The sequence below is a fragment of the Streptomyces roseolus genome (assembly GCF_014649855.1).
In the GTDB taxonomy this organism is placed as follows: domain Bacteria; phylum Actinomycetota; class Actinomycetes; order Streptomycetales; family Streptomycetaceae; genus Streptomyces; species Streptomyces roseolus.
On sequence record NZ_BMTV01000003.1, the window covers coordinates 142,358 to 168,389 of the forward strand.

At 73.6% G+C, this 26,032-nt stretch carries 22 protein-coding genes and 1 pseudogene; 16 read left to right on the forward strand and 7 right to left on the reverse strand.

Going from position 1 to position 26,032, the window contains the following annotated elements:
* Positions 1 to 315 carry an ArsR/SmtB family transcription factor gene (locus tag IE245_RS04530; RefSeq protein ID WP_189945403.1) on the reverse strand — a complete coding sequence of 105 codons (315 nt, stop codon included), beginning with the start codon at positions 313 to 315 and terminating at the stop codon, positions 1 to 3.
* A gap of 129 nt (positions 316 to 444) precedes the next feature.
* Here IE245_RS04530 and IE245_RS04535 point away from each other — a divergent pair, with 129 nt between their 5' ends.
* On the forward strand, positions 445 to 1,650 hold the full coding sequence (locus IE245_RS04535) for an MFS transporter (RefSeq protein ID WP_189945404.1): 1,206 nt from the start codon (positions 445 to 447) through the stop codon (positions 1,648 to 1,650).
* Positions 1,651 to 1,789: 139 nt separating this feature from the next.
* Positions 1,790 to 2,293, forward strand: a complete 504-nt coding sequence (locus tag IE245_RS04540) for a hypothetical protein (protein ID WP_189945405.1) — start codon at positions 1,790 to 1,792, stop codon at positions 2,291 to 2,293.
* Positions 2,294 to 2,374: 81 nt separating this feature from the next.
* Here the strand turns inward: IE245_RS04540 and yicI are convergent, their stop codons facing one another.
* Positions 2,375 to 4,615: an alpha-xylosidase gene (yicI, locus tag IE245_RS04545; RefSeq protein ID WP_189945406.1), complete on the reverse strand. Its 2,241-nt coding sequence runs from the start codon at positions 4,613 to 4,615 to the stop codon at positions 2,375 to 2,377.
* A gap of 302 nt (positions 4,616 to 4,917) precedes the next feature.
* On the opposite strand from yicI, the gene IE245_RS04550 reads away from it, so the two are divergent.
* The 13 genes from IE245_RS04550 to IE245_RS04610 all read left to right on the forward strand — a co-directional run bounded on the left by IE245_RS04550 (position 4,918) and on the right by IE245_RS04610 (position 19,691).
* Positions 4,918 to 5,577, forward strand: coding sequence for a GntR family transcriptional regulator (locus IE245_RS04550; RefSeq protein WP_189945407.1), 660 nt, complete (start codon positions 4,918 to 4,920; stop codon positions 5,575 to 5,577).
* Positions 5,578 to 5,579: 2 nt separating this feature from the next.
* Positions 5,580 to 6,482 (forward strand): dihydrodipicolinate synthase family protein, encoded by a 903-nt coding sequence (locus IE245_RS04555; RefSeq protein ID WP_189945408.1) that lies wholly within the window; start codon positions 5,580 to 5,582, stop codon positions 6,480 to 6,482.
* Positions 6,479 to 8,245, forward strand: coding sequence for an L-arabinonate dehydratase (araD, locus tag IE245_RS04560; protein WP_189945409.1), 1,767 nt, complete (start codon positions 6,479 to 6,481; stop codon positions 8,243 to 8,245). The genes IE245_RS04555 and araD overlap by 4 nt, the downstream gene beginning before the upstream one ends.
* 124 nt (positions 8,246 to 8,369) lie before the next feature.
* Positions 8,370 to 9,308: a carbohydrate ABC transporter permease gene (locus IE245_RS04565; protein WP_189945410.1), complete on the forward strand. Its 939-nt coding sequence runs from the start codon at positions 8,370 to 8,372 to the stop codon at positions 9,306 to 9,308.
* Complete coding sequence (locus IE245_RS04570; RefSeq protein WP_189945411.1) at positions 9,305 to 10,225, forward strand: carbohydrate ABC transporter permease; 921 nt, start codon at positions 9,305 to 9,307, stop codon at positions 10,223 to 10,225. Before IE245_RS04565 ends, IE245_RS04570 begins: the two co-directional genes overlap by 4 nt.
* A gap of 5 nt (positions 10,226 to 10,230) precedes the next feature.
* The gene (locus IE245_RS04575) at positions 10,231 to 11,403 is read left to right on the forward strand and encodes a Gfo/Idh/MocA family protein (protein ID WP_229851065.1); all 1,173 of its coding nucleotides are present in this window, start codon (positions 10,231 to 10,233) and stop codon (positions 11,401 to 11,403) included.
* Positions 11,400 to 12,251, forward strand: a complete 852-nt coding sequence (locus IE245_RS04580) for a DUF6807 domain-containing protein (RefSeq protein ID WP_189945413.1) — start codon at positions 11,400 to 11,402, stop codon at positions 12,249 to 12,251. Before IE245_RS04575 ends, IE245_RS04580 begins: the two co-directional genes overlap by 4 nt.
* Positions 12,248 to 13,825 carry a glycoside hydrolase family 43 protein gene (locus IE245_RS04585; RefSeq protein ID WP_229851066.1) on the forward strand — a complete coding sequence of 526 codons (1,578 nt, stop codon included), beginning with the start codon at positions 12,248 to 12,250 and terminating at the stop codon, positions 13,823 to 13,825. Before IE245_RS04580 ends, IE245_RS04585 begins: the two co-directional genes overlap by 4 nt.
* Positions 13,826 to 13,911: 86 nt before the next feature.
* Positions 13,912 to 15,249 carry an ABC transporter substrate-binding protein gene (locus IE245_RS04590; protein WP_189945414.1) on the forward strand — a complete coding sequence of 446 codons (1,338 nt, stop codon included), beginning with the start codon at positions 13,912 to 13,914 and terminating at the stop codon, positions 15,247 to 15,249.
* Complete coding sequence (locus tag IE245_RS04595) at positions 15,246 to 16,070, forward strand: rhamnogalacturonan acetylesterase (RefSeq protein ID WP_373305273.1); 825 nt, start codon at positions 15,246 to 15,248, stop codon at positions 16,068 to 16,070. Before IE245_RS04590 ends, IE245_RS04595 begins: the two co-directional genes overlap by 4 nt.
* Before the next feature lie 12 nt (positions 16,071 to 16,082).
* Positions 16,083 to 17,378: a pectate lyase family protein gene (locus IE245_RS04600; protein ID WP_189945415.1), complete on the forward strand. Its 1,296-nt coding sequence runs from the start codon at positions 16,083 to 16,085 to the stop codon at positions 17,376 to 17,378.
* Between the two features lie 112 nt (positions 17,379 to 17,490).
* Positions 17,491 to 18,627 (forward strand): pectinesterase family protein, encoded by a 1,137-nt coding sequence (locus IE245_RS04605; RefSeq protein ID WP_189945416.1) that lies wholly within the window; start codon positions 17,491 to 17,493, stop codon positions 18,625 to 18,627.
* 131 nt (positions 18,628 to 18,758) lie between these two features.
* The gene (locus tag IE245_RS04610) at positions 18,759 to 19,691 is read left to right on the forward strand and encodes a DUF2382 domain-containing protein (protein ID WP_189945417.1); all 933 of its coding nucleotides are present in this window, start codon (positions 18,759 to 18,761) and stop codon (positions 19,689 to 19,691) included.
* Between the two features lie 76 nt (positions 19,692 to 19,767).
* Here IE245_RS04610 and IE245_RS36690 read toward each other — a convergent pair.
* The 4 genes and pseudogenes from IE245_RS36690 to IE245_RS04630 all read right to left on the reverse strand — a co-directional run.
* Positions 19,768 to 19,965 (reverse strand): annotated as a pseudogene (locus IE245_RS36690) (polysaccharide lyase family protein); the annotation flags it as partial.
* 104 nt (positions 19,966 to 20,069) lie between these two features.
* On the reverse strand, positions 20,070 to 20,711 hold the full coding sequence (locus IE245_RS04620) for a hypothetical protein (protein ID WP_189945419.1): 642 nt from the start codon (positions 20,709 to 20,711) through the stop codon (positions 20,070 to 20,072).
* Positions 20,711 to 21,253 carry a SigE family RNA polymerase sigma factor gene (locus IE245_RS04625; protein ID WP_189945420.1) on the reverse strand — a complete coding sequence of 181 codons (543 nt, stop codon included), beginning with the start codon at positions 21,251 to 21,253 and terminating at the stop codon, positions 20,711 to 20,713. Before IE245_RS04625 ends, IE245_RS04620 begins: the two co-directional genes overlap by 1 nt.
* Positions 21,240 to 22,274, reverse strand: a complete 1,035-nt coding sequence (locus tag IE245_RS04630; RefSeq protein WP_189945421.1) for a LacI family DNA-binding transcriptional regulator — start codon at positions 22,272 to 22,274, stop codon at positions 21,240 to 21,242. The genes IE245_RS04625 and IE245_RS04630 overlap by 14 nt, the downstream gene beginning before the upstream one ends.
* Before the next feature lie 282 nt (positions 22,275 to 22,556).
* On the opposite strand from IE245_RS04630, the gene IE245_RS04635 reads away from it, so the two are divergent.
* Positions 22,557 to 25,445 (forward strand): glycoside hydrolase family 2 TIM barrel-domain containing protein, encoded by a 2,889-nt coding sequence (locus IE245_RS04635; RefSeq protein ID WP_189945422.1) that lies wholly within the window; start codon positions 22,557 to 22,559, stop codon positions 25,443 to 25,445.
* Here the strand turns inward: IE245_RS04635 and IE245_RS04640 are convergent.
* Positions 25,427 to 26,023 (reverse strand): DUF4328 domain-containing protein, encoded by a 597-nt coding sequence (locus IE245_RS04640; protein WP_189945423.1) that lies wholly within the window; start codon positions 26,021 to 26,023, stop codon positions 25,427 to 25,429. The two genes, IE245_RS04635 and IE245_RS04640, sit on opposite strands and share 19 nt — an antisense overlap.
* Positions 26,024 to 26,032 lie beyond the last annotated feature (9 nt).

The window sequence follows — 26,032 nt, forward strand, 5'->3', positions numbered from 1 at the left end:
TCAGGAGCGCCGGGCGCCGTCGAGGACGGAGGAGAGGAGGCCGGGGAAGCGCGCGTCCAGGTCCTCGCGGCGCAGCCGCACCAGCCGGGACCGGCCCTGGACGGTGGTCCAGGTGACGCCCGCCTCGCGGAGGACGCGGTAGTGGTGGGAGAGCGTCGTCTGGTGGACGTCCAGGTCGCCGGCGAGGGCGTTGCAGCTCTCCTCGCCGGTCTCGGCGAGCCGTTGGACGATCTCCAGGCGCACCGGGTCGGCGAGGGCGCGCAGCACCTCGACCAGCCGGATCGCTCCGGTCGCGGGGTGGGTGACCTCGCGCATCGTTCTCCTCCCTCCGTCCGTGGCGGGTTCCAGCCTAGCCACGCATGGATACATGGACAAGCATCCATGTGTTGCCTACAGTGCCGGTCGTCCCCGTCTCCGCACCGCTCCGAAAGGCGGCACGCGTCCGTGCTGAAGAGACTCCTCCCCCTGGCCCTGGCGACGTTCGCCGTCGGCACCGACGGTTACGTCATCGCGGGCCTGCTCCCTTCGATCGCCGCGGACCTGGGGGTCTCGACCCCGGCGGCGGGCCAGCTGGTCACGGTCTTCGCGCTGACGCTGGCGCTGTCGGCGCCGGTCACGGGCGCGCTGACCGGCGGCCTGGACCGGCGGACGGCGCTGCTGGTCGCGCTCGGCGTGTTCGTGGCCGGCAACGCCGTCACCGCGCTGGGGACGAGTTACGGGGTGGTGATGGCGGCCCGCGTCGTCACCGCGGTGGGCGCGAGTGCCATCACCGCCGCCGCCTCCAGCACCGCGGCGGCGCTCGCGCCGCCGGAACGCCGGGGCCGGGCGCTGGCGTTCGTCCTGGGGGGTCTGACGCTCGCGACCGCGCTGGGGCTGCCGCTCGGCACGCTGGTCGGCGGCGCCGGCTGGCAGCCGGCGCTGTGGGCGGTCGCCGGGGTCGGCCTGCTCGCGGCCCTCGGGATCGCCGTCGCCCTGCCCCGGGTGGAACTCCCCGCCGCCTCCCTGGCCGACCGGATGCGGCCGCTGCGGCAGGGCAGGGTCCTGGGGCTGCTCGCGGTCACCTCGCTCGCCCTGCTCGGCACGTACACGCTCTACACCTACATCGCGCCGACCCTGCGGGACGCCACCGGCGGCAGCGAGCACCGGACGACCCTGGTCCTGGTGGTGCTCGGCTTCGGCACCCTGGCCGGGAACATCGCCGCGGGCCGTCTGGTCGACCGCCACTCCCCCGCCCGTGTCCTCACCGGCGCCCTGATCGCCGCCGCGCTCGCCCTGGCACTGACGCCCCTGGCGGTCCGCGCCCTCCCGTCGACCCTGGTCTGGGGCGCGGTCTGGGGGGTCGCCGTCGGCATCGTCGTCGTGCCGCAGCAGCACCGGCTCGTCGCCCTCGGTCCCGCCGGCGCGCCGGTCCTGCTGGGCCTCAACTCGTCGGCGCTCTACGTCGGGATCGCGCTCGGCGGGGGGCTCGGCGGGCTGGCGCAGAACTGGTTCGGGCTCGCGCCGGCCGAGCTCGGTCCGGTGGCCGCCGCCGTCACCGTCCTGGCCCTTCTGTGGCACTGGCGCACCACGCGCCTGCCCGCCCCGCCGGCCCCGTCGGCCGTTCTCCCGGCACCGGAGGCAGGGAGCACGGCACGCCGGCAGGTGCGATGACGGCCGGGCGCAAGCGGTTCAGGGGATTTCGTCGCCTTCTCGCCATTGCTCTCGACTTGCCCTGTCTTCGGGGGCCTTCACCCCAATAATGGGCGGTGCTCGCATCACTGTTCCGACGATTGACCACGGAGGATCAAGCATGCATGTGCGTCGAAAGGCGGCAGGGCTCCTCGCGGGGGTGGTCCTGGTCGCCGGTGGCCTGCTCGCCACCGCTCCGGCCCAGGCCGCCGCTCCCGCCGACCGGGCGACAAGCGACACCGCGTCGACGGCTCCCGCCGCTCCGGCGGCCGCACAGGCCGAGGCCGGCGTACTGGCCACGGCACCGACGATCTCCCCGGCCGCCGAACGCGTCCGCTACGTCACCGACGGCACCTACAGCTGCCCGACCGGGCGTCTGTGCGCCCGCGTCTGGGATCCGACCCAGGGCAAGTACAAGGTCTTCGACCTGTACTACTGCAACACCTATTCCCTGTCCTACTGGGGAAGCGGGGGCGACGGCGGCGGCTTCAAGAACTACCAGACCAACGGCACGGTCGCCCGGTTCTACAACTCCTCCGGCGGCGTCGTCCACTCCTCGACCGCGCCCGACATCGCCCCCGCCACGTGGAGCTGGGATCCGATCTGGAAGATCAAGAACTGCTGATCCACGTCACGCGCACCACCCGCACCACTCGCACGCAGACGCCCGCCCCGCCGTCCGGGGCGGGCGTCCGGGGTCTCCGGCTCAGAGCTCCAGGTCCCTCGTCAGCACGCGCGTGCGGTACGGCAGGTCCGTGCCCGTGACCGTGGCCTCCGGGCCCGTCTCCGTGCGCGTCACCGTGTACACCGCCGCCGGGGCGCCCCGGTGGTCCGGGACCGTGACCGTGGTCGTCGTGCCGGCGGGCGCGCCGGGGGCGACGAGGAGGGTGAGGCCGTCGGACCAGTCGGCGTCGGGGCGGTCCGTGGGGGCGGCCAGGGGGAGGACGGCGCCGGGGCGGACGTACAGGGGGAGGCTGTCCAGGGGGTGGGTCTCGCGGCGCCAGCACGGGCCGGTGACCTGCTCGCCGGTGAGGAGGTGGGTCCAGGTGCCCTCGGGGACGTACACCTCGGTCTCGCCGCCGGGGGTCATGACGGGGGCGACCAGGAGGTCGGGGCCGAGCATGTACTGGCGGTCCAGGGTGCGGGCCGCCGGGTCGTCGGGGAACTCCAGCAGCATCGGGCGCATGACGGGGACGCCGGTGGCGTGGGCCTCGGCGGCGGCCGCGTACAGGTAGGGCATGAGGCGGTGCTTGAGGCGGGTGAAGCGGCGGGCCACGGCGACCGCTTCCTCGCCGAACTCCCACGGGACGCGGTAGGAGTCGCTGCCGTGCAGGCGGCTGTGGGAGGAGAGGAGGCCGAAGGCGAGCCAGCGGGTGAAGACCTCGGGTTCGGGGGTGCCTTCGAAGCCGCCGATGTCGTGGCTCCAGAAGCCGAAGCCGCTGAGGGAGAGCGAGAGGCCGCCGCGGAGGGACTCGGCCATGGCCTCGAAGGAGGCCCAGCAGTCGCCGCCCCAGTGGACGGGGAACTGCTGGCCGCCGGCGGTCGCCGAGCGGGCGAAGAGGACGGCCTCGCCGGGGCCGCGTTCCTTCTCCAGGAGTTCGAAGACGGTGCGGTTGTAGAGGTGCGTGTAGTGGTTGTGCATGCGCTCGGGGTCGGAGCCGTCGTGCCAGGCGACGTCGGTGGGGATCCGCTCGCCGAAGTCGGTCTTGAAGCAGTCGACGCCCTGGTCGAGGAGGGGGCGGAGCTTGTCCTGGAACCAGGTGCGGGCGGCGGGGTTCGTGAAGTCGACGAGGGCCATGCCGGCCTGCCAGAGGTCCCACTGCCAGATGTCGCCGTTCGGCCTGCGCACGAGGAAACCGGCGGCCGCGGCCTCGTCGAAGAGGGCGGACTTCTGGGCGATGTACGGGTTGATCCAGAGGCCGACGCGCAGGCCGCGGGCCTTGAGGCGGGCGAGCATGCCGTCCGGGTCGGGGAAGGTCTCCGGGTCCCAGGCGAAGTCGGACCACTGGTACTCGCGCATCCAGAAGCAGTCGAAGTGGAAGACGGAGAGCGGAATGTCGCGCGCGGCCATGCCGTCGACGAAGGAGGCGACGGTCGCCTCGTCGTAGGGGGTGGTGAAGGAGGTGGTCAGCCAGAGGCCGAAGGACCACGGCGGGGGCAGGGCGGGGCGGCCGGTGAGCGCGGTGTAGCGGCGCAGGACGTCCTTGGGGGTGGGGCCGGCGACGACGTGGTACTCCACGGTCTGGCCCTCGACGCTGAACTGGACCTGGCCGACGGCCTCGGAGCCGACCTCGAAGGAGACCCGGCCGGGGTGGTTCACGAAGACGCCGTAGCCGCGCGAGGAGAGGTAGAACGGGACGTTCTTGTACGCCTGTTCGCTGCTGGTGCCGCCGTCCGCCTGCCAGATGTCGACGCTCTGGCCGTTCTTGACGAAGGGCGTGAAGCGCTCGCCGAGGCCGTAGACCTGCTCGCCGACGCCGAGGGCCAGCTGGACGGCCATGTGGTGGGCGCCGTCGGGGGTGGTGACGAAGGCGGTGCCCTTGCGGCCCGCCTGGGTGAGGGGACGGTCGTCGGCGTCGAGGAAGTCGAGGCTCCAGGGGCGGGAGCGGTCGAGGCGGAGACGGAGGGGGCCCGAGACGAGTTCGACGGTCGTGCCGTCGTCGTGGACCGTGCCGGCGTCGGGATCGGGGGCGGCGAGGGCGAAGTCGGGGCCCCGGCGGGCCTTGCCCGCGTGGTGGGTGATCCTGACGGCGATGACGCCCTCGGCGGGGGCGCGGCACTCCACCGTGAGCAGCGCCGAGTTCAGGGTGTCGCCGCGGGTGTGGACCCGCTTGACGGAGGCGTGCGCGGTGAAGCGGCCGGAGGCCGTGCGCAGGTCGCGGACCTCGGTGGCGTACGAGGCCTGCACGCCCTCGCGCATCAGCCAGAAGCCGTCGGTGAACTTCATGCGGGTCCTCGCGGGGTCCGTGGGGCGGTGGGGAGGGGCGCGGGAGGCGGGGCGCCCGGGGAGGGGCCGTACCCCACCCTCGGGGGCGCGCGGCACCCCCAATAGTTATCCCAGAAAACAAAACAGGGGAACAGTCCCTCCGGCGCCTTCGGCCACGCCGTCGCAGAAAACGCTTTCTACCAACCCTGTGCGAAGCATTGACGAAACATCGGCGCCGCCTTAGCTTCATGGCCGTTGCACTTCGTACGTCATATATGAGACGCGATACATGAGACGTCGTACACGAGATCTGAGAGTGCTCCATGCCCTATGCCCCCAGCCCCATCCCCTCCCGGACCCAGTACGTCCTGGAGGCGATCAAGCACGACATCCTCACCGGGGGCCTCAGACCCGGGCAGGCCCTCGTGGAAGCCGAACTCGCCGCGCGCTTCGGGGTGTCCAAGACCCCGGTGCGCGAGGCGCTGAAGACCCTCGCGGGCAGCGGCCTCGTGGTGATGAACCAGTACAAGGGCGTCACCGTGCGGATGGTGGACGCGGACATGGCCAGGGCCGTGTACGACGTCCGGCTGCTCCTGGAGCCCGAGGCCGTCCGTCGGACGGTCGCCTCCGGGGCCTCCCTCGACGCGGCCCACGAGGCGCTCGCCCTGGCCGCCGAGGCCGAGGACCCCGCCCAACGGTCCCTCGCCAACCGGGCGTTCCACCGCGCGCTCTACCTCCCCTGCGGCAACCCGCTGCTCGGGCGGATGCTCGACGAGGTGCGCGACCAGGCGGCGCTGGTCTCCACGGTCGCCTGGGCCGCCGTCCCCTCCTGGGAGCGGGAGGCCGCCGAACACGACGAGATCCTGCGGCTCGCCGCCGCCGGCGACGCCGACGGGGCGCGCCGGGCGGTGCACGCCCACATCGCCTCGTTCGTGGACCGGGCCTTCCCCGCGAACCCCCTGAACCCCCTGGACAGTGAGTGACAATGACCCCTCAGACCCTTCGGGCCGCCCTCGCCGACGTCGTGGCCATCCCGGTCACGCCGTTCGCCGAGGACGGCCGGGTGGACTCCGCCGCCCACCGGGCGCTGCTGCGCCGGCTGCTCGACGGCGGGGTGCGGACCCTCACCCCCAACGGCAACACCGGCGAGTTCTACGCCCTGACCCCCGAGGAGCGCCGCTCGCTCACCGAGGCGACGGTCGCGGAGGCCGACGGCCGCGCGACCGTCCTGGTCGGCGTCGGGCACGACCTGCCGACCGCCGTCGACGCGGCCCGGCACGCCCGGGACGCCGGGGCGCACATGGTGATGGTCCACCAGCCGGTGCACCCGTACGTCGCCGAGAGCGGCTGGGTCGACTACCACCGGGCCATCGCCGAGGCGGTACCGGAGCTCGGCGTCGTCCCCTACATCCGCAACCCGCTGCTGAGCGGCGAGCGGCTCGCCGAGCTCGGCGCGGACTGCCCGAACGTGGTGGGCGTCAAGTACGCGGTGCCGGACGCGGCGCGGTTCGCGGGCTTCGCCCGGGACGCGGGCCTCGACCGCTTCGTGTGGGTGGCCGGGCTCGCGGAGCCGTACGCGCCCTCGTACTTCTCGGCCGGCGCCACCGGCTTCACCTCCGGCCTGGTCAACGTCTCCCCCGCGCTCTCCCTGGAGATGCTGGCGGCGCTGCGGGCGGGCGACTACGGCACGGCGATGAAGGTGTGGGAGCGGATCCGCCGCTTCGAGGAGCTGCGCGCCGCCAACGGCAGCGCCGACAACGTGACCGTGGTGAAGGAGGCGCTGGCCTCGCTGGGGCTGTGCCGCCGGGACATCCGGCCGCCGAGCCGCGAACTCCCCGAGGACGCGCGGGCCGAGGTCGCGGCGATCGCCGGCGGGTGGCCGATATGAGCGAGGACCGCGAGGCGCGGGCCCGGGAGGCGGACGGCCGACCGGAGAAGCGGGCGCACGAGCTGCGCAGCCACCAGTGGTACGGCACCGACGGGCTGCGGTCCTTCAGCCACCGGGCGAGGACCCGGCAGCTCGGCTACCTGCCGGAGGAGCACCTCGGCAAGCCGGTGATCGCGATCCTCAACACCTGGTCGGACATCAACCCCTGCCACGTCCACCTGCGCGACCGCGCGCAGGCCGTGAAGCGGGGCGTGTGGCAGGCCGGCGGCTTCCCGCTGGAGTTCCCGGTGTCCACGCTGTCGGAGACGTTCCAGAAGCCGACGCCCATGCTCTACCGCAACCTCCTCGCGATGGAGACGGAGGAGCTGCTGCGCTCCTACCCGGTGGACGGGGCGGTGCTGATGGGCGGCTGCGACAAGACGACGCCCGCGCTGCTCATGGGCGCGGCCTCGGTGGACCTGCCGACGGTCTTCGTGCCGGCCGGTCCGATGCTGCCGGGGCACTGGCGCGGGGAGACCCTCGGCTCCGGCACCGACATGTGGAAGTACTGGGACGAGCGGCGGGCCGGCACCATCGGCGACTGCGAGATGGCCGAGCTGGAGAACGGGCTCGCCCGCTCCCCCGGCCACTGCATGACGATGGGCACGGCGTCGACGCTGACGGCGGCCGCCGAGACCCTGGGCGTGACCGTGCCGGGCGCCTCCTCGGTGCCGGCGGTGGAGTCGGGGCACGACCGGATGGCCGCCGCCTCGGGGCTGCGGATCGTGGAGCTGGTCCGCGAGGACCTGCGGCTGTCGAAGCTGCTGACCCGGGAGGCGTACGAGGACGCGGTCGCCGCCGTGCTCGCGCTCGGCGGCTCCACCAACGCGGTGATCCACCTGATCGCGATGGCGGGGCGCTCGGGGGTGAAGCTGACCCTCGACGACTTCGACCGGATCGCGCGGACGGTGCCGGTGCTCGCGAACCTGCGGCCCGGCGGGGCGCACCTCATGGAGGACTTCCACTTCGCCGGCGGGATGCCCGGCTTCCTGTCGCGGATCGCCGACGTGCTCCACCTGGACCGGCCGACGGTCGGCCACGCCACCCTGCGCGAGCAGCTCGACGGGGCCCTCGTCCACAACGACGACGTGATCCGGGAGCGGCACCGGCCGCTGGCCGCCGAGGGCGGGCTCGCGGTCCTGCGGGGCAACCTCTGCCCGGACGGCGCCGTCATCAAGCACGTCGCCATGGAGCAGAAGTTCCTCAAGCACACCGGTCCCGCGGTCGTCTTCGACGACTACCGGACCATGCAGCGGACGATCGACGACCCGGCGCTGGGCATCACCGCCGACCACGTCCTCGTGCTGCGCGGCGCGGGCCCCAAGGGCGGTCCCGGCATGCCGGAGTACGGGATGCTGCCGATCCCCAAGTACCTCCTGGAGCAGGGGGTGCGGGACATGGTCCGGATCTCGGACGCCCGGATGAGCGGCACGAGCTACGGGGCGTGCGTGCTGCACGTGGCGCCCGAATCGCACGTCGGCGGGCCCCTCGCCCTGGTCCGTACGGGCGATACGATCACCCTCGACGTCGCGGCCCGCTCCCTCCACCTGCACGTCACGGACGAGGAGCTGGCGCGCCGCGGGGCCGAGTGGGCCCCGCCGCCGGCCCGGTACGAGCGCGGTTACGGCGCGCTGTACATGGAGCAGATCTCGCAGGCCGACACCGGGTGCGACTTCGAGTTCCTGGCCCGGCCGGGGACGACCCCCGATCCGTACGCGGGCTGAGCACCCCGCACGACCCCACCACCGACCCCTTGTTCGATATATCGAACGCCGTTCGCGAAGCGCTTCACCGCAGGTGGAGCGTGCGCGGACCCCGCACCGCCCGCCCGAGAACGGAGCCGCCGTCATGGCCACAGCTGTGACCAAACCGCCCCGAGCCGCCACGGCACGGGGGCGCCGCCGCACGGGAGCGACCCCCCGCCGGCTGCCGTATCTGCTGATCGCCCCCGCAGGCCTGCTGATGCTGGGCTTCATCGCCTATCCCGTGCTGAGCGTCTTCTACTACAGCCTCCAGCACTACAACCCGACCAAGCCCTGGCGGAACGGCTTCGCCGGCTTCGACAACTTCACGAAGATCTTCACGGACGACCCGCACTTCTGGGGCACGCTCACCTTCAGCCTCAAGTGGGTCGTGGTGGAGGTGACGCTCCAGCTGCTCTTCGGCCTGGTGCTCGCCCTCATCGTCAACCAGACCTTCTTCGGCCGGGCGCTCGGCCGGGCCCTGGTCTTCTCGCCCTGGGCCGTCTCCGGCGTGCTCACCTCGGCGATCTGGGTGCTGCTCTACAACTCCCAGACCGGCATCACCCGTTACCTGGCGGACCTCGGCATCGGCGAGTACGGCACCTCGCTGCTCTCCGACACCGGCACCGTCTTCTGGGCGGCGATCGTCGCGGACCTCTGGCGGGGCGTGCCCTTCTTCGCCATCCTCATCCTCGCCGACCTCCAGTCGATCCCGGGCGACCTGTACGAGGCCGCCGAGGTCGACGGGGCGGGCCGGCTGCGGCAGTTCTTCCACATCACGCTCCCGCACATCCGGGACGCGATCGTGCTCTCCACGCTGCTGCGCGCGGTGTGGGAGTTCAACAACGTCGACCTGCTCTACACCCTGACCGGCGGCGGGCCCGCGGGCGTCACCACGACCCTGCCGCTGTACGTCGCCGAGACCAGCGTCGACGCCCACAACTTCGGCTACGCCTCCGCCCTCACCACGGTGGCGTTCGTGATCCTTCTCTTCTGCTCGATCGTCTATCTGCGCCTGAGCAAGTTCGGAGGCGACAGCAAGTGACCGCCGCAGCCACCCGCACCCGCACCGCGCCCGCCGACGGGGCCGCGCCCCCCGCCGAGCCGCCGGACCGCACCCCGCCCGCCACCGCCCGCAAGCGCCACCGGGCCTGGGACGAGGTCCCCCGCTGGCAGATCTACCTGCCCCTCGGCATCTACCTCGTCTTCACCCTCGTCCCCTTCTACTGGATCTTCCTCTTCTCCGTCCGCCCGGCCGGCTCGACCTCGCTGCTGCCCTGGCCGATGACGACCGAGCACTTCGAGAAGGTGTGGACCGAGCGCAGCTTCGGGGTCTTCTTCCAGAACAGCCTGCTCATCGGGATCGCGGTGCTCATCAGCACCACAGTGGTCGCGCTGGCCGGCGGATACGCCCTCGCCCGCTTCGACTTCCGGATCAAGAAGGGCTTCATGCTGGCCCTGCTCTGCTCCCAGTTCGTGCCGGGCGCCCTGCTCCTCGTGCCGCTCTTCCAGATCTTCGCCGAGCTGAGGATGATCAACTCGATCGGCAGCGTCATCCTCGCCGAGACGGTCTTCCAGCTGCCGCTGTCGATGATCCTCATCAGCGGCTTCATCAGGAACGTGCCGCCCTCCCTGGAGGAGGCCGCCTGGGTCGACGGCTGCGGGCGCTTCCGGGGCTTCCTCATCGTGGTGCTGCCGCTGCTGCGGCCCGGCCTCGTCGCCGTCGGCTCCTTCGCCTTCGTGCACGCCTGGAACCACTTCCTCTTCGCCCTGATGTTCCTCAGCAGCCAGGACAAGCAGACCATCCCGGTCGGCCTCAACACCCTGATGGGCGCGGACAGCGTCGACCTCGGCGCGCTCGCCGCCGGCGGTGTCATCGCCGCCGTCCCCGTCGTGATCGTCTTCGCCTTCATCCAGAAGTGGCTCGTCACCGGCTTCAGCGCCGGGGCGGTGAAGGGATGAACCCCATGTCCGCACCCCTGTCCGCACGCGAACCGCTGCCGGTCGTCCTCGCCGGCGCCCGCGGCCACGGCCGCAGCCACCTCCTCAACATCCACCGGCTCGAACGGCTCGGCCTGGTCCGCCTCGCCGGCGTCTGCGAGCTCCGCCCGCTCGACGCCGCCGAGCTCGACGGGCTCGGCGAGCCCGCCCAGTCCGACGACTTCGAGGCGCTCCTCGCCACCACCGGCGCGAAGCTGGCGGTGCTCAGCACCCCGATCCAGACCCACACCGACATGACGCTCGCGGCCGCCCGGCACGGCGCCGACATCCTCCTGGAGAAGCCGCCGGCCCCCTCCTACGCGGAGTTCCGGCGGATGGCCGACGGGGTCGCGGCGGCCGGCCGCGCCTGCCAGATCGGCTTCCAGTCGCTCGGCTCGCACGCCGTCCCCGCCGTCCGCGAACTGATCGCCGACGGGGCGATCGGCGAGGTGCGAGGAGTCGGCGCGGCCGGCGCCTGGGTCCGCGACGAGGCGTACTTCCGGCGCGCCCCCTGGGCCGGCCGGCGCCGCCTCGACGGCCTCGACGTCGTCGACGGGGCGCTGACCAACCCGCTCGCCCACGCCGTCGCCACCGCCCTCGCGCTCGCCGGGACCACCCGCGCCGAGGACGTCACCGGCATCGAGACGGAGCTGTTCCACGCCCACGCCATCGAGTCGGACGACACCTCGGCCGTCCGCGTCAGCACCACCGCCGGCTTCCCGGTGACCGTCGCGGCGACGCTCTGCGCCGAGACGAACGGCGAGCCGTACGTGGTCGTGCACGGCACCCGCGGCCGCGTCACCTTCTGGTACCGCGAGGACCGGATCCTCCTCCAGCGCGCAGGACACGGCCCGGAGGAGATCGTGTACGGCCGCACCGACCTCCTCGAGAACCTCCTCGCGCACGTCACCGACGGCACCGGACTGCTCGTCCCGCCGGACGCGACCGGCGCCTTCATGCGGGTCGTCGAGGCGGTCCGCACCGCGCCCGACCCGCTGCCGATGGACGCCGCCCACTGGCGCACGGAGGCCGGCGGGAACGCCGACCGGCGGGTCGTGACCGGCGTCGAGGCGCTCGTCGACGCGAGCGCCGAACGGCTGCGGCTCTACTCCGAACTGGGCGCGCCCTGGACGGCCCCGGCACCGGCGGAGGTCCGATGAGCACCGACACGACGACCACCACCGCGCTGCGGGTCGCGGGGCGCACCGTCGCCCGGTACGTGACCCGGCCGACGCTCGCCGCCGACCACTCCCCCCGTCCCTACCTGCACCCGGTGACGACGCTCTCCGGGCGGGCCGTCACCGAGGTGCTGCCCGAGGACCACGTGCACCACCTGGGCGTCTCCGTCGCCGTCCCGGACGTGGCGGGGCACAACTTCTGGGGCGGGCGTACCTTCGTCCGGGGCCGCGGCCCGGTCGCGCTCGACAACCACGGCACGCAGCGCCACGACGGCTTCAAGCTGTGCGACCCGGACGGCTTCGTCGAGGAGCTGACCTGGACCGCCGGCGGCGAGCGGCTGCTCGCCGAGCACCGCACGGTCGCCGCCGTCGCCCTCACCGACACGGCCTGGGCCCTCGACCTGACCTTCTCCGTCGCCAACGTCTCCGGCCGCGACCTGTCCATCGGCAGCCCGGCCACCAACGGGCGTCCGGGCGCCGCCTACGGCGGCTTCTTCTGGCGCGCCCCCAAGGAGGCCGCCGCACCCGCCGTGTTCGGCCCCGGAGCGACCGGCGAGGAGGCCGTGCACGGGGCCCGCGCCGACTGGGTGGCGATGTGCGGCGACGGCTGGACGCTGGTCCACGCCGGGGCGACCGCGACGACCCGGCGCGACCCGTGGTTCGTACGGGCCGCCGAGTACCCGGGCGTCGGCTCCTCCCTGGCGTACGGGGAGCGGCTCGCCGTCCCGGCCGGCGGGACCTTCGTACGGCGCGTGGTCACCGTCGTCGCCGACGGGCGGCTCGACCGGGACGGGGCCGCCGCCCTGGTCCGCAAGGCGGTGGCGTCGTGACCGGGGCCGCGGTGACCGGCGTCACCGGCGACCTGGGGGACGGCACGTACCGCAACCCGGTGCTCGCCGCCGACTGGTCGGACCCGGACGTCGTCCGGGTCGGCGAGGACTACTACCTCACCGCCTCCAGCTTCGGCCGCGCCCCCGGTCTCCCGCTGCTGCACTCCCGCGACCTCGTCAACTGGACGCTCGTCGGACACGCCCTCGAACGGCTCGTCCCGGAGGAGGCGTTCACCCGCCCGCGGCACGACCGCGGGGTGTGGGCGCCCTCGTTCCGCCACCACGACGGCCGGTTCTGGATCTTCTGGGGCGACCCCGACCACGGGATCTTCCAGGTCAACTCCCCGTCGATCGAAGGACCTTGGAGCCTGCCGCACCTGTTGAAGGAAGGCCGGGGACTCATCGACGCCTGCCCGCTGTGGGACGACGAGACCGGCGAGGCGTACCTGGTGCACGGCTGGGCGAAGTCCCGGGCCGGGTTCAACAACCGGCTCACCGGGCACCGGATGAGCCCCGACGGCACCAAGGTCCTCGACGAGGGACGGACCCTCGTCGACGCCGACCTCGTCCCCGGCTGGTTCACCCTGGAAGGTCCCAAGCTCTACCGGCACGAGGGCCGCTACTGGATCCTCGCCCCGGCCGGCGGCGTCGCCACCGGCTGGCAGGGCGCCTTCCGCGCGGACTCCTTCTTCGGCCCGTACGAGGAGCGGATCGTCCTCTCCCAGGGCGACACCGACGTCAACGGCCCCCACCAGGGCGGCTGGGTGCGCACCGGCGCCGGCGAGGACTGGTTCCTGCACTTCCAGCAGACCGGCGCGCACGGCCGGCTCGTCCACCTCCAGCCGATGCGCTGGGACGCGGACGGCTGGCCGGTCCTCGGCGACGAGGGCTCCCCCGTACGCGTCCACCGCAAACCGGCCCTGCCCGAGGGGCCGCCGTCCCGGCCGGCCGTCGACGACGCCTTCCCCGGCGGCGCCTTCGGTCCGCAGTGGCAGTGGACGGCCAACCCCGGCGCGGAGTGGACGAGCACGCACGACGGGAAGGGGCTGCGCCTCGCCTGCCTGCGGTCGGAGCGGGCCGCCGACGACCTGCGGACCGTACCGCACGTGCTGACGCAGCGGCTGCCGGCCGGCGCCGGGGCCGTCGAGGTCCGGCTGCGGCTCGACTCCCGGGTGCCCGGGGCCCACGCCGGACTCGTCGTCCTGGGCGACGCGTACGCCTGGATCGGGCTGGAGCACGGCCCGGACGGCGGACCGCTGCTCGTCCACCGCTTCGCGCCGGGCAACGCCGACCGGGAGCGGGACGCGGCCCGCGCCCGGCCCCTGGACTCCGACGAGGCGCTGCTGCGGATCGAGGTCACCGCCGACGCCCGCTGCCGCTTCTCCTACGACGCCGGCGAGGGACCCGTCCGGCTCGGCCCCGAGTTCGCGGCCACCCCCTGGCGGTGGGTGGGCGCCCTGCTCGGACTGTTCGCCGCCGCGCCCGAGGGCGAAGGGCACGCAGGGACGGGCGTGTTCGACGACTTCCGCGTCCGCGCCATGCCCTCCACGCCCCCGGCCGCCGCCGCTCGCTGATCCCCGGCGAGCCCCCGCACTCCCCCCACACGCGTCACCATCGCCATCCCCATCCCCCGCACCACCCCGAGAGAAGAGAGCCGACGATGACCATCTTCCCCGGACGGCGCAGAGCCGCCCTCGCCCTCGCCGTCTCCGGCGTCCTCGCGCTGACCGCCACCGCCTGCGGTGACGACGGCAGCGCCGCCGCCGGCGGCGGAGGCACCGAGGGATCCGGCAAGGGCAAGATCACCTTCTGGGACAACAACGGCGGTGTCCGCACCGACGTCTGGAAGGAGATCATCGCCGACTTCGAGAAGGCCAACCCGGACATCGACGTCGAGTACGTCGGCGTCGCCTCCAAGGAGGTGCAGTCCAAGTACGACACCGCCATCCAGGGCGGGGCGCTGCCGGACGTCGGCGGCGTCGGCGCGGCGATGCTCGCCGGGATCGCCGCCCAGGGCGCCCTGGAGCCGCTGGACGCGCGGATCGAGAAGAGCGCCCTGTTCGGCAAGCTGAACCCCGGCATGGTCGAGTCCGTGAAGGCGGCCGGCGGCCAGGACAAGCTCTTCACCGTCCCGACCTCCGCCAGCAACGGCGTCCTCTACTACCGCACCGACCTCTTCAAGGCGGCCGGCCTCCAGGAGCCGTCGACCTGGTCGGCGTTCTACGAGGCGGCCGAGAAGCTCACCGCCAAGGACAAGAACCAGTTCGGCTACACCATCCGCGGCGGCGCCGGCTCCATCGCCCAGGCCCTCGACGCCATGTACGGCCAGAGCGGCATCCAGAGCTTCTGGGAGGACGACAAGACCACCGTCAACGACCCGAAGAACGTGGCCGCCCTGGAGAAGTACGCGGCCCTGTTCAAGAAGACCACCCCGGCCGCCGACGTCAACAACGACTTCACCAAGATGGTCGCCCAGTGGGACAGCGGCCAGATCGGCATGCTGAACCACAACCTCGGCTCGTACCAGGACCACGTGAAGGCCCTCGGCACCGAGAAGTTCCGCGGCATACCGAACCCGACGCTCGACGACGGCACCCGGGTCATGGTGTCCAACCCGGTCGACGGCCTCGGCCTCTTCTCCAGCAGCAAGAACAAGGCCGCCGCCTGGAAGTTCATCGAGTTCGCGGCCTCCCACGAGTCCAACTCCAAGTGGAACAAGTCCGCCGGCGCCATCCCCGCCAACACCGAGGCCGCGCAGGACCCGTGGATCAAGGAGGCCGAGCCGACCAAGCTCGCCGCCGAGGTCCTCTTCAGCGGCAAGGCGACCATCGTCCAGCTGCCCTACTACCTGCCCGACTGGAACACCATCTCCAAGGCCGACAACGAGGCCAACTTCCAGAAGGTGCTGCTGGGTTCGATGACGGCGAAGGAGTTCGCCGACTCCCTCGCCGAGCAGCTCAACGAGGCCCAGGCCGAGTGGAAGCAGCAGCAGAAGTGACGCTCGGCCGCCGTGAGGCGGTCGCGGCCGGGGCGGGCATGGTGCTCGCCCTGGCCGCCGGCCCGGCCGCCGCCCGCACCGAGGACGCCGTCGGCTCCTCCCCCCGACGCCCCCGCACCCTGTTCATCGCCGGGGACTCCACCGCCGCGCAGAAGTACGCCGACGCGGCCCCCGAGACCGGCTGGGGCATGGCCCTGCCGTTCTTCCTGCACCGGGAGACCACCGTCTCCAACCACGCCGTCAACGGGCGCTCCACCAAGAGCTTCCTCGACGAGGGACGGCTCGACCCGATCACCGCCGCCCTGCGCCCGGGGGACGTCCTGCTCGTGCAGTTCGGGCACAACGACTCCAAGTCCACCGACCCCGCCCGGTACGCCGCCCCCTGGGGCGCCTACCAGGACAACCTGCGGGTCTTCGTCGAGGCCGCCCGCTCCCGGGGCGCGCTCCCGGTGATCGCGACCTCCGTCGAGCGGCGCCGCTTCGACGCCGCCGGCACCGCCCAGCGCTCGCTCGGCGACTACCCGGCCGCCGCCCGCGCGGTCGCCGCCGCCTCCGGCACACCGCTCCTCGACATCGAGGCGCTGTCCCTGGAGCTGTGGCAGCGGCTCGGCCCCGAGGCGACCAAGACGTACTTCAACTGGACCGCCACCGAGCAGGACAACACCCACTTCAACCCGCCCGGCGCGATCGAGGTGGCCCGGCTCGTGGCCCGTGAACTGCTCCGCACCCGGGTCCTCGCCCCGCGCGAGACCCGCCGGCTCGACGACGACATCCCCACCGACCGGATCACCTGGCCTCCGGCCGTCCCGTCCGCATCCTGAGGAGAACCGCGCGTGAACAGAAGCACGAAGCTCGGGGCGGTGGCCGCCGCCGCCCTCGTCCTCACCGTCACCGCGCCCGCCGCCGGCGCCCACTCCGGCCGCCCCACGGGCTCCGACCCGGCCCGCGCCACCCTCCCCGCCGGTGACGGCTGGGCCTCCGTCGGCGCCGGCACCACCGGCGGAGCCGCCGCCGACGCCTCCCGCGTCTTCACCGTCACCACCTGGGCCGAGCTGCGGGCCGCGCTCGCCGTCCCCGGCACCGAGCCCCGCATCGTCAAGGTCGTCGGCACCCTGGACGCCGTCGAGGCCGGCTGCGCCGCCTTCGAGGCCCCCGGCTACGACTTCCAGCAGTACCTCGCCGACTACGACCCCGCCGTGTGGGGGTACGAGACCGAGGTCAGCGGCCCGCAGGAGCAGGCGCGCGCCGCCTCCGCCACCGCCCAGGGCCAGGCCATCAAGGTCAAGGTGCCCGCCAACACCACCCTCGTGGGCGTCGGCCGGAACGCGACGATCCTCGGCGGCAGCCTCCAGGTCACCGGCGTCGACAACGTGGTGATCCGCAACCTGAGGCTGGAGAGCCCGCTCGACTGCTTCCCGCAGTGGGACCCGACGGACGGCGCCACCGGCGCCTGGAACTCGGAGTACGACAGCCTGGTCGTGTACGGCTCCACCCACGTCTGGATCGACCACAACACCTTCACCGACGGCCGCTACCCGGACAGTTCGCTGCCGGAGTACTACGGCGAGGTGTACCAGCAGCACGACGGCGAGCTGGACGTGGTGCGCGGCGCCGACCTCGTCACCGTCTCGTGGAACGTCTTCACCGACCACGACAAGACGCTGATGATCGGCAACAGCGACAGCGCGGGCGCCACCGACCGCGGCAAGCTCCGCGTCACCCTCCACCACAACCTCTTCGACGACGTGGTGGAGCGGGCGCCGCGGGTCCGCTTCGGCCAGGTCGACGCGTACAACAACCACTTCAAGGTGCCGGACGCGAACTACGTGTACAGCCTGGGCATCGGCCTCGAATCGCAGCTGTACGCGGAGAAGAACGCCTTCACGCTCGGCTCCGAGGTGCCCGCCGGCAAGATCCTGAAGAAGTGGAAGGACGCGCCCGTCACCACCACCGGCAACTACGTCAACGGACGCCCGGTCGACCTCCTGGCCGTCCACAACGAGCAGTTCCCGGAGGAGACGCTGCGCGGCGACGCGGGCTGGGCGCCCACGCTGCGCACCCGGGTGGACCACCCGAGGGCCGTCCCGTTCCTCGTCGGCCTCCACGCCGGCGCCGGCCGCCTGCGCTGAGCGAGCCCCCTGCCCCGGGCCGGGGCGGAGCGCGGCACCCCCGTCCCGTCGCGCCCGCCCCGGCCCGGTCCTTTCCCCGGCCGTTCCCGACCGTCCCCGAAGGAGCTTCCGCATGCCCTCGCGCCACCTCCGCACCTCCCCCGGCCGCCGCGCCTTCCTCGCCGGCGCCGGCGCGGCGCTCACCGCCCTCGCCCTGCCGGCGGCGCCCGCCGCCGCCTCCGTGTCCGCCGGCCCGTTCGGCCGGTACGGCTCGCCCGCCGCGCGGCTCTCCGCGAAGACGCTGTACGTCCATCCCGGCGGCCTCGGCGACCACACCTCCGTCCAGGCCGCGGTGAGCGCCGCGTCCGGGACCGGCTGGACGCTGGTCCTGGCGCCGGGCACGTACCGGGAGACGGTCGTGGTGACCGCCGCCCGCACGGGCATGACGTGGATCGGGGCCAGCGGGAACGCCAAGGACGTGGTCGTCGTATACGACAAGGCCGCGGGCACCCCGAAGCCGGACGGCTCCGGCACGTACGGCACCACGGGGTCGGCGACGGTCACCCTCCAGGCGGCGGACTTCACCGCGCACGCCGTCACCTTCGCCAACGACTTCCTCCGCACCGACCTGCCGGGGAACCCGGGCACGCAGGCGGTGGCGCTGAAGGCGCAGGGCGACCGCTCGGCCTTCTTCCACTGCCGCTTCCTGGGCCACCAGGACACCCTGTACGCGGACTCGATGTCCCTGGCGGCCTTCGCCCGGCAGTACTACGCGCACTGTTACGTCGAGGGGGACGTGGACTTCGTCTTCGGGCGGGCCACGGCCGTCTTCGAGCACTGCCACTTCCGGACGCTGGTCCGCCCGGACCTGGCCGGCGCCCCGTACGGCTTCGTCTTCGCGCCCTCCACGGCCCGCGCCAACCCGTACGGCTTCCTCGCCGCCCGCTGCCGGGTCACCAGCGAGGCCCCGGACGGCTTCTACAAGCTCGCCCGGCCGTGGGTGCCCGGCTCCGACCCGACGGCCTGGCCGTCGCTGGTGGTCCGGGAGAGCGTGCTGTCCGCGGGCGTCGACGCCGCGGCCCCGTACGCGAACATGCGGGCCGAGCACCCCTGGCAGCTGCAGCGCTTCGCGGAGTACCGCAACACGGGCCGGGGGGCGCGGGCCACGGTCCCGGAGAACCGTCCGCTGCTGACGGCCGAACAGGCCGCCGTCGCGACCCCGGCCGCGTACCTGGGCGACTGGACCCCGGACGGCACCTTCTGCCCCTGATCCCTTCCCGTTCTTCGCTTCAGCGGTAAAAAAGTCATGAAATCAACCATTTTCTTCCCTCAAGGAGGTGTTTCCACCTCGATGCACCGGAAAGTCGCCGGGAGACCGCGACAACGCATGGAGGGTGGAACATGATCGCCAAGGAACAGATACCGACCGTGCTGGACCATCCCGTCTACGACACCGAGGGGCACAAGATCGGTGACGCCAAGAGCGTCTACCTCGACGACGCCACCGGCCGTCCCGAATGGGTCACCGTCAAGACCGGTCTGCTCGGCACCGGCGAGTCCTTCGTGCCGATCAAGGACGCTTCCCTGGTCCACGACCATCTGGAGGTCCCCTACCCCAAGGACCGGGTCAAGGGAGCACCGGACGTCGACGTCGACGACCAGGGGCACCTCGGGGAACGCGAGGAACGGCGCCTCTACGAGTACTACGGGCTCTCCTGGGACGACGCCTGGCACCGGGCCAACCAGCCCGGCGAGGGGGGCTGGGCCCACGGCGGCACCGCGGGCACGGCCGGCATGGCCGGAGCGGCCGGCACCGCCGGCATGGCCGGGACGACCGGGGACCGGGACAGGGCCGACATGACCCCGACCGGGGAGACGACCGGCGCGGCCGGGATGTCCGGGACCGCGGGCATGAAGGGCGACCTCGGGCCCGCCCCGGACGCGATGACCCGCTCCGAGGAGCAGATGCACGTCGGCACCGAGCAGGTCGAGACCGGCCGCGCGCGGCTGCGCAAGTACGTCGTCACGGAAGAGGTCCAGCAGACCGTGCCGGTGCGCCACGAAGAGGTGCGCGTGGTGCGTGAGCCGATCACCGAGGCCAACCGCGACGAGGCCCTGTCCGGCCCCGAGATCACCGAGGCCGAGCACGAGGTGATCCTCCACGAGGAGCGCCCGGTCGTCGAGACGCGGGCGGTGCCGGTGGAGCGGGTCCGCCTGGAGACGGACGAGGTCTCCGAGGAGCAGACGGTCACCGGTGAGGTCCGCAAGGAGCGCATCGAGGTCGAGACGGACGACACGATCGTCGCCCGCGAGGACGACGAGCGCGGCATGTGAGGTGCGCGCCGTCGGAACCCCGGTATGAGCGGGGCCGGGCCGCCGGACGGCCCGGCCCCTGCGCACGGGGTCGGACGAGCAGGTCCACGCAGTCGAGGGCGGTGCCCGGGCTCAGGAAGCCGGTTCCGGTCGAGCCGCTGACGACGTCCAGCCGGAGCACGTTGTACGGGGACGGGTCCGCCCTCCACGCGCTCGCGGGGACGCTGTACGTGAAGGTGTGGTTGTTGCCCCGGTACGAGCCGGTGGTGAGGGAGCGGGTCGACGCCCTCGTCGGCCGCTTCTCCGGTCCGCGGAAGAGGATCGGGCAGCCGCTCGACCGGCCCTTCGGCCACGGGGCCGCGGACCGGCCGGACGCCGACGGCCGGCTGAGCCGTCCCGTCAGCCGAAGCCGCCCCTGAGGGTGGTGCGGCCGCCGTCCCGGGCGGTGAGGACGACGGTGTACGCGTCGGCCGAGGCGTCCCGGGTGCCCTCCGCGTGGTTGTACTGGGCGGCGAAGGTGTGCGGTCCCGGGGGCACCGCGCGGCCCTCCTTCAGGGTCCAGCGGTAGACGAGGGCGCCGGCCTCCTCCGCGACGGCGACCGTGAAGTCGTCGGCGGGACGGGTCTGCCAGTGGCCGGTGCTCACGATCCCGCCGGTGAGCGCGACCCGCAGCTCGACCGTGAGACCCGCGACCTCGGCGTCCGTGGTGACGGCGAGGTCGCTCTGCGCCCACCAGCGGTTGCTGCCGGCGTCGATGGTGCCGGCCGCACGGGCCGCCGGGCCGGGCACGGCGACGCCTCCCGACGGGGGCGCGGGCCGGTCCCGGAGGGTGGTGACGGCCAGGCCGCCGAGACCGAGGACCCCGGCCACGGTGGCGGCCACCGCGACCGCGACCGTCCAGCGGCGCCGCGGCGGCCGGACGCGGGCCGGCGGCGGGCCGGCCGTCATGCCCCGCTCGACGCGGGCCAGCATCCGGGCGTGGTCGGGGCGGTGCGCGGCCGCCGCCTCGCGCAGTTCGCCGCGCAGGCGTGTCTCGTCCATCAGCGCCCTCCCGCGGCGAGTTCGGTGGCGGCCCGTCCGTCGAGCAGCCTCTGGAGTTCGGCCATGCCCTTGGCGGTCTGGCTCTTGACCGTGCCGACGGAGACGCCGAGGGCCAGGGCGGTGTCGCGCTCGGACAGGTCGAAGGCGTGGCGCAGGACGACGCAGGCGCGCTTGCGGAAGGGCAGGGCGCGCAGCGCGGTCCGCACGTCGACGACGGCGGGCACGTCCGGGTCCTCGGTGTGCTCGGGGCGGCGGTCCCAGAAGGCGGCGATGCGGCGGCGCTCGCGGACGGTGCCGCGGATGCGGGTGCGGACGAGGTTGGCGACGACGCCCCGCGCGTAGGCGGCGGGGTGTTCGGCGGCGCGGACCCGGTCCCAGCGGTGCCAGAGGGCGAGCATGGCGTCGGCGGCCAGGTCGTCGGCGGCGTCGGTCTCGCCGGTCAGGAGGTGCGCGAGGCGGGCGAGTTCGGCGTAGTGGCGGTCGAAGAAGTCGCGGAACTCGGCGGCGCCGTCGCGCTCCTCGCCGGGGTCAGCGGCGGGCACGGCCGTCTCCCGGTGCGGTGGCCGCCGGGCCGGTGGCGGCGCGGACGGAGAGGCGGGGCGCGAGGAGTTCGGTGCCGCGGGCGGGCTCGCCGCGCAGCCGGGCGACGAGCCGCTCGACGGCGATCCGCCCCAGGTCCTGGGCGGGCACGGCGACGGCGGTGAGCGGTACGGAGGCGTGGGCGGCGACCTGGTCGGGGCAGACGGCGGCGACCGAGACGTCCTCGGGGACGGCCCGGCCCTGGTGGCGCAGGACGGCGAGGAGCGGTTCGACGGCGGCCTCGTTCTGCACGAGGAGGGCGGTGGTGCCGGGGCGTTCCTCGAAGATCCGGGTGACGGCGGCGGAGACGGCCGCGTAGGTGCCGTCGACGGGCCGGTGGAGCAGGTCGAGGCCGTGCCCGGCGGCGGCGTCGCGGACGCCGGTGAGGGTGCGCTCGGCGTAGCCCGTGCCGCGGGCGTAGACGGCGGGGGGTTCGCCGAGGACGGCGAGGCGGCGGTGGCCGAGGCCGGCGAGGTGGTCGACGCAGTGGGCGCCCGCGGCGGCGAAGTCGAGGTCGACGCAGTCGAGTCCGGCGGTGTCGGCGGGCAGGCCGATGAGGACGGAGGGCCGTTCGGCCTCGCGGAGCAGGGGCAGGCGCGGGTCGTCGAGTTCGACGTCCATGACGATCATGCCGTCGGCGACGGCGCTGCCCTCGACGCGGCGGACGGCCTCGGGGCCCTCCTCGCCGGTGAGCAGCAGCACGTCGTAGCCGTGGGCGCGGGCCGTGGTGGTGACGGCCATGGCGATCTCCATCATCACCGGCACGTAGAGGCCGGTGCGCAGCGGCATCATCAGGGCGAGGATGCCGGTCCGGCCGCCGGCGAGGGCCCGGGCCCCGGCGTGCGGGCGGTAGCCGAGCGCGTCGATGGAGTCCTGGATGCGCTCGCGGGTGGCGGCGGAGATGGAGCGCTTGCCGCTGAGGACGTAGCTGACGGTGCTGGCCGACACACCGGCGTGACGGGCGACGTCGGCGAGGGTGACCACGTGCGCGCTCCTCGACTGGTCCGGGACGGGGGCGTTCCGGGGTGGTTCTCCGGGATGGCTTCCGGGGCGGATGGGGTGCCCGTCGGCGACGGGGACCCCGACCCTAAGCGGCCGCTCGTCGGACTGTCCAGGCGGGGCGCGAAGAGTCCAAGGGCCGGGGGGTCGCCCGGGGTTGTGCGGGGGCGCGCGGGGCGGTGGGATGGAGACCGTCGCGCAAGCGCTTTCTGGCGGTGTCCTCGCCCCGCCCCTTCCCCCTCTCTCTCGCCTTCCGTTGGGAACACCATGACCGAACTGCCCTGGTACACCTCCTTCGCCCCCGAGCGGGGCACCCTGCCGCCGCGCGCCTGGACGGGGGACTCGGACGCGGCGCGCCTGCCGCTCGGCGGCGACTGGGCGTTCCGCCTCTCCCCCGCCGCCGACGCGGCCGACGCCTCCTTCGCCGAGCCGGGGTTCGACGCCGGCGGCTGGCGGACCGTCTCCGTGCCGGGGCACTGGGTGCTCCAGGGCGAGGACGGGGAGTTCGGCGGGCCCGCGTACACGAACGTCCTGTACCCCTTCCCCGTCGACCCGCCGTACGTGCCCGACGAGAACCCGACCGGGGACCACCTGCGCCGGTTCGACCTGCCGGACGGCTGGCCGGCGGACGGCGGGGCGGTGCTCCGCTTCGACGGCGTGGAGTCCTGCGCCCGGGTGTGGCTGAACGGCACGGAGCTGGGCTGGTTCAAGGGGTCGCGCCTCGCCCACGAGTTCGCGGTCGGGGAGCTGCTGCGGGAGCGGGACAACGTGCTCGCGGTCCGCGTGCACCAGTGGTCCTCGGGCTCCTACCTGGAGGACCAGGACCAGTGGTGGCTCCCCGGCATCTTCCGGGAGGTGACGCTGCTGCACCGGCCGTCCGGCGCGCCCGGCGACTTCTTCGTGCACGCCTCGTACGACCATGCGGCAGGAACCGGCGAGCTGCGGGTCGACTGCGACGTACCGGCCCGGGTGCGGGTGCCGGAGCTGGGGCTCGACCTGGCGGCCGGGGAGTCCGTCACGGTGCCGGTGGAGCCGTGGAGCGCCGAGGTGCCCCGGCTGTACGAGGGGGAGCTGACGGCCGGCGGGGAGCGGATCGGGCTGCGGATCGGCTTCCGTTCGGTGTACGTGGAGGACGGCGTCCTGAAGGCGAACGGGCGGCGGATCCTCTTCCGGGGCGTGAACCGGCACGAGTTCCACCCCGAGACGGGGCGGACGCTGGACCTCGCGACGATGCGCGCCGACGTGGAGCTGATGAAGCGTCACAACATCAACGCCGTACGGACCTCGCACTATCCGCCGCACCCGGCCTTCCTCGACCTGTGCGACGCGTACGGGCTGTGGGTGATCGACGAGGGCGACCTGGAGACGCACGGCTTCGAGGAGCTGGGCTGGCGGGGCAATCCCGTGGACGACGAGCGGTGGACGCCCGCGCTGCTCGACCGGGCGGCCCGGCTGGTCGAGCGGGACAAGAACCATCCGTCGGTGGTGCTGTGGTCGCTCGGCAACGAGTGCGGCACGGGCGCCGGCCTCGGCGCGATGGCCCGCTGGATCCACGACCGGGACCCCTCGCGTCCGGTGCACTACGAGGGCGACCGCTCCTGCGCCGACGTCGACGTGTACTCCCGGATGTACCCGCCGCACGCCGAGGTCGAGGAGATCGGCCGGCGCGCCGACGAGGGACCGGAGCGCCGCCGCGCACTCCCCTTCGTCCTCTGCGAGTACGCCCACGCCATGGGCAACGGGCCGGGCGGGCTGAGCGAGTACCAGCGGCTCTTCGAGCGGTACGAGCGCTGCCAGGGCGGCTTCGTGTGGGAGTGGATCGACCACGGCCTGGCGCACCCCGTCCACGGGTACGGCTACGGCGGCGACTTCGGCGAGGAGCAGCACGACGGGAACTTCGTCTGCGACGGCCTGCTCTTCCCCGACCGCACGCCCTCGCCCGGCCTGGCCGAGTACAAGAAGGTGATCGAGCCGGTGCGGATCGCGCCGGGCGGCCGGCCGGGCACGGCCCGGGTGTCCAACCTCCACGACGTGGCGGACCTCTCCGGGCTCGCCTTCGCGTGGGAGTTCCTGGCGGACGGCGTGGTGGTGGCGGAAGGGGACCTGGACGTACCGCCGGTGGCGGCCGGCGGACACGCGGAGGCGGAGCTGCCGGCCGTGCCGGAGCACCCGGCCGGCGCGGAGGGCGTGTGGACGGTACGGGCGCTGCTCGCGAAGGCCACGGCCTGGGCGCCGGCCGGGCACGAGGTCGCCTGGGGGCAGCTGCCGGTGACGGAGCCGAAGCGGCCCCGGCCCCTCGGCGCGCGGGTGCCCGCCGTCACGGACGGGGGCCGGATCGCCCTCGGTCCGGCCGTCCTCGACGCGCGCACCGGCGCGCCCCTGCTCCTGGCGGGGCAGCCGGTCACCGGCTTCGGCCTCGACGTGTGGCGGGCGCCGACGGACAACGACGAGGGCGCGCCCTGGCAGCCCGACGCCCGCTTCGGCCCGCTGTGGCGGGAGCTGGGCCTGCACCGGATGCGGCACCGCACGGACGGGGTGGCCGTGGACGGGGAGAGGGTGACGGTGCGGGCCCGGGTGGCGCCCGCGGCTCGTGACGTCGGGCTCGCCGTCACGTACCGCTGGACCTCGGACGGCACGGCGGTGCGGCTCGGCGTGGACGTGGTGCCCGAAGGCACGTGGCCGGTGCCGCTCCCCCGGCTCGGCGTCCGGCTCGGCCTTCCGGCCGCGCTCGACCGGGCCGACTGGTACGGCGGCGGCCCCGGCGAGGCGTACCCGGACACCCGTGCGGCGGCCCGCCTCGGGATCTGGGGGTCCGCGGTGGCCGGCCTGCAGACGCCGTACGTCCGCCCGCAGGAGAACGGTGCCCGGATCGACACCCGGTGGCTGGAGCTGACGGGCGGCGGCGCGGGGCTGCGGGTCGAGGGCGAGCCGTCGTTCTGGTTCACCGCCCGCCGCTGGACGCACGCGGAGCTGGACGCCGCCGCGCACCGCCCGGACCTGGTGCCGGGCGGCACGCTGTGGCTGAACCTGGACCACGCGCTGCACGGCATCGGGTCCCAGTCCTGCGGCCCGGGCGTGCTCCCCGAGCACCGTCTGGAGGCGGCCCCGGCGTCCTTCTCGCTGTCCTTCTCCGCCGCTCAGGTCATGTTGAAGTAGGGCAGCGGTCCGGCGGGCTGACCGGCGGTCACCCGCCGGATCACCGCGAGGGCGAGGACCGCGCACAGGACGCCGATGCTCTGGTCGACCGGGTTGTAGTAGTCGAAGTGGTCGAGGACCAGGAAATGGAAGGCGACCGTGAGGGGCCCGTCGCAGAGCCAGACGAACCACCAGGCGTTGATCAGCCAGGCGTCGCGGGGCGGGCCGCCGGCCCGGCGGATGTCGAGGGTGATGCGGCACGGCAGCCACCACATCGCGAGCGGGATGATCCAGGCGCCGAGGGCGAAGCCGGGGCTGTACGTGTGGCTGCCGGGGGCGATCACCTCGGCGTTGCAGCGGACGCGGTGGAACCACACCAGGAACGAGATCCAGCACGCCACCTGGAGCACGGCCGGGAGCGGGACCAGTCCTTCGGAGAGCCAGGGCGAGTCCTTGCCGCCGGTGGCGATGACGTACGCGTCGGCGAGGCCCTGCGTGGCGATCAGCGACTGGACGACGAGCGCGGGCCCGGCCGGATCGCGGAATCTGTGGCGGGGCCCGCGCGCGGCGGGCCCCACGGGAATGTCGTAGACGTTCACGGGCTGTCT

Excerpts from the sequence above, each read along its gene's own strand:
- IE245_RS04530 (WP_189945403.1), bottom strand. The coding sequence starts at position 315 with ATGCGCGAGGTCACCCACCCCGCGACCGGAGCGATCCGGCTGGTCGAG.
- IE245_RS04540 (WP_189945405.1), top strand. The coding sequence starts at position 1,790 with ATGCATGTGCGTCGAAAGGCGGCAGGGCTCCTCGCGGGGGTGGTCCTG.
- yicI (WP_189945406.1), bottom strand. The coding sequence starts at position 4,615 with ATGAAGTTCACCGACGGCTTCTGGCTGATGCGCGAGGGCGTGCAGGCC.
- IE245_RS04550 (WP_189945407.1), top strand. The coding sequence starts at position 4,918 with ATGCCCTATGCCCCCAGCCCCATCCCCTCCCGGACCCAGTACGTCCTG.
- IE245_RS04555 (WP_189945408.1), top strand. The coding sequence starts at position 5,580 with ATGACCCCTCAGACCCTTCGGGCCGCCCTCGCCGACGTCGTGGCCATC.
- araD (WP_189945409.1), top strand. The coding sequence starts at position 6,479 with ATGAGCGAGGACCGCGAGGCGCGGGCCCGGGAGGCGGACGGCCGACCG.
- IE245_RS04565 (WP_189945410.1), top strand. The coding sequence starts at position 8,370 with ATGGCCACAGCTGTGACCAAACCGCCCCGAGCCGCCACGGCACGGGGG.
- IE245_RS04575 (WP_229851065.1), top strand. The coding sequence starts at position 10,231 with ATGTCCGCACCCCTGTCCGCACGCGAACCGCTGCCGGTCGTCCTCGCC.
- IE245_RS04580 (WP_189945413.1), top strand. The coding sequence starts at position 11,400 with ATGAGCACCGACACGACGACCACCACCGCGCTGCGGGTCGCGGGGCGC.
- IE245_RS04590 (WP_189945414.1), top strand. The coding sequence starts at position 13,912 with ATGACCATCTTCCCCGGACGGCGCAGAGCCGCCCTCGCCCTCGCCGTC.
- IE245_RS04605 (WP_189945416.1), top strand. The coding sequence starts at position 17,491 with ATGCCCTCGCGCCACCTCCGCACCTCCCCCGGCCGCCGCGCCTTCCTC.
- IE245_RS04610 (WP_189945417.1), top strand. The coding sequence starts at position 18,759 with ATGATCGCCAAGGAACAGATACCGACCGTGCTGGACCATCCCGTCTAC.
- IE245_RS04620 (WP_189945419.1), bottom strand. The coding sequence starts at position 20,711 with ATGGACGAGACACGCCTGCGCGGCGAACTGCGCGAGGCGGCGGCCGCG.
- IE245_RS04635 (WP_189945422.1), top strand. The coding sequence starts at position 22,557 with ATGACCGAACTGCCCTGGTACACCTCCTTCGCCCCCGAGCGGGGCACC.